The organism is Bradyrhizobium sp. TM233 (assembly GCF_036247965.1).
Classification (GTDB): domain Bacteria; phylum Pseudomonadota; class Alphaproteobacteria; order Rhizobiales; family Xanthobacteraceae; genus Bradyrhizobium; species Bradyrhizobium ottawaense.
The window spans coordinates 1-1,816 of the sequence record NZ_BTIG01000068.1 but is presented as its reverse complement, the minus strand read 5'-3'; the positions used below and the strand labels follow the sequence as shown (position 1 = coordinate 1,816).

Sequence of the window (1,816 nt, the reverse complement as noted above, 5' to 3'; positions counted from 1 at the left end):
GAAGCGATCGAGGAACGGCACCTCGGTGAACATCATCGAGAGATTGGCGGCAAAACGGGGCATTGGCGTCCTCTTCGTTACTTGTCGCCGGGCAGCTTGACGCCGGTGACCTGCGCATACATCCGCGCCACCGAGGCGTCGTCGTCCCGGCCCATGCCGGCGGCTGATGTCATCAAAAACATCTGGAGTGCGGCGGCGGAGACCGGCACCGGGAATCGCGCACTGCGCGCCATGTCCTGGATGATGCCGAGATCCTTGACGAAGATCTCGACGGCGCTGCGCGGTGTGTAGTCGCCGTCGAGCACGTGAGGCATGCGGTTCTCGAACATCCAGGAATTGCCGGCGGAGGCGGTGATCACCTCGTAGACCTTGCGGATGTCGAGACCCTGCTTGGCCGCGAACGCAATCGCCTCGCTGGCGGCAGCGATATGCACGCCGGCGAGCAGCTGGTTGATCATCTTGAACGCGGCGCCCTGGCCGGCGGCATCGCCGAGCTCGTAGAGCTTCGCGGCCATGGCGTCGAGCGCAGGCCGTGCCTTCGCGAACGCTGTGGGGCTGCCGGAGGCGAGGATGGTCAGCTCGCCTTGCGCGGCGCGCTGCGCTCCGCCGGAAATCGGTGCATCCAGATAATGCCGGCCGGTCGCCTCGAGCTGCTTGGCAAGGCGTCGTGCCACGTCGGGGTCCATGGTGGCGGAGGATACGAAGACGCTGCCTTCGGGCATGGTCTCGGCGGCGCCGTCCTTGCCGAACAGGACCGCTTCAGTCTGCGCGGCGTTGACGACGACGCTGACGACGATGTCCGCGCCCTTGGCCGCCTCGGCCGGCGTTTTGGCACCCGCGCCACCATCCTTCGCGAAACGCGCCACGGCCTCGGCCGAAACGTCGCAACCGGTGACGGCGTGGCCGGCGCGCTTCAGCGAGGTCGCCATGCCAAACCCCATCGAGCCGAGCCCGATGACCGCGATGCGCTGATTTTGTGACGTGGAGGCGGACATACAACTAACCCTTGCGAACGTTTCCCGGACGGCCGGCTTCTGCGGCGGCTCGGCGAACCGATATCACGGCTTGGCCGCGCTGCCAAAGCGTGAGACAAGCGGGCATGACGGCCATGAAACCTGAAGCGAGCAACGAGACGCGGCTGCGCGAGGACATCTGCCGCTTCGGACGGTCCCTGTTCGAGCGCGGGCTGACGCCCGGCTCCTCCGGCAATATCAGCGTCAAGCTGGACGGCGGCGGCTGGCTGGTGACGCCGACCAATGCCTCGCTCGGTTTCCTCGATCCTGCGAAGCTGTCGCGGCTCGACGAGAGGGGCCAGCTGGTGTCGGGCGATGCCCCGACCAAGGAAGTTCCGCTGCACAATGCGCTCTATGACACGCGCGGCAGTGCACGCGCGATCGTGCATCTGCACTCCACCCATTCGGTCGCGCTCTCGATGCTGCCGGAGATCGACCCGCGTGCCGCGCTGCCGCCGATGACGGCCTATTACCTGATGAAATGCGGCGCCACCGCGCTCGTGCCGTACTACCGCCCGGGCGACCCGGCGGTGGCGACCGCGATCAAGGGACTGGCGGGAAAATACTCGTCCGTGCTGCTCGCCAATCACGGGCCTGTCGTCGCCGGCGACACGCTGGAAGCCGCCGTGTTCGCAACCGAGGAGCTGGAGGAGACGGCGAAGCTGTACCTGCTGCTGCGCGGGATGAACCCGCGCTATCTATCGCCGGGGCAGGTGGCGGATCTGGTGAAGGTGTTTGGGGTAACGTTGCCGGAGCACGGGCACGGGCATTGAACCACACCCACCGCCGTCATCCTGAGGTGC

Annotated in this window: 2 protein-coding genes; one reads left to right on the top strand and one right to left on the bottom strand. The window is 66.7% G+C overall.

Annotated elements, in window-relative coordinates; all coding sequences use genetic code 11:
* Positions 1-77: 77 nt before the first annotated feature.
* On the bottom strand, positions 78-995 hold the full coding sequence (gene ltnD, locus AABA86_RS33490) for an L-threonate dehydrogenase (RefSeq protein ID WP_338309779.1): 918 nt from the start codon (positions 993-995) through the stop codon (positions 78-80).
* A gap of 104 nt (positions 996-1,099) precedes the next feature.
* On the opposite strand from ltnD, the gene otnC reads away from it, so the two are divergent.
* Positions 1,100-1,786, top strand: coding sequence for a 3-oxo-tetronate 4-phosphate decarboxylase (gene otnC / locus AABA86_RS33485; protein ID WP_338309778.1), 687 nt, complete (start codon positions 1,100-1,102; stop codon positions 1,784-1,786).
* The last annotated feature ends 30 nt before the right edge of the window (positions 1,787-1,816 follow it).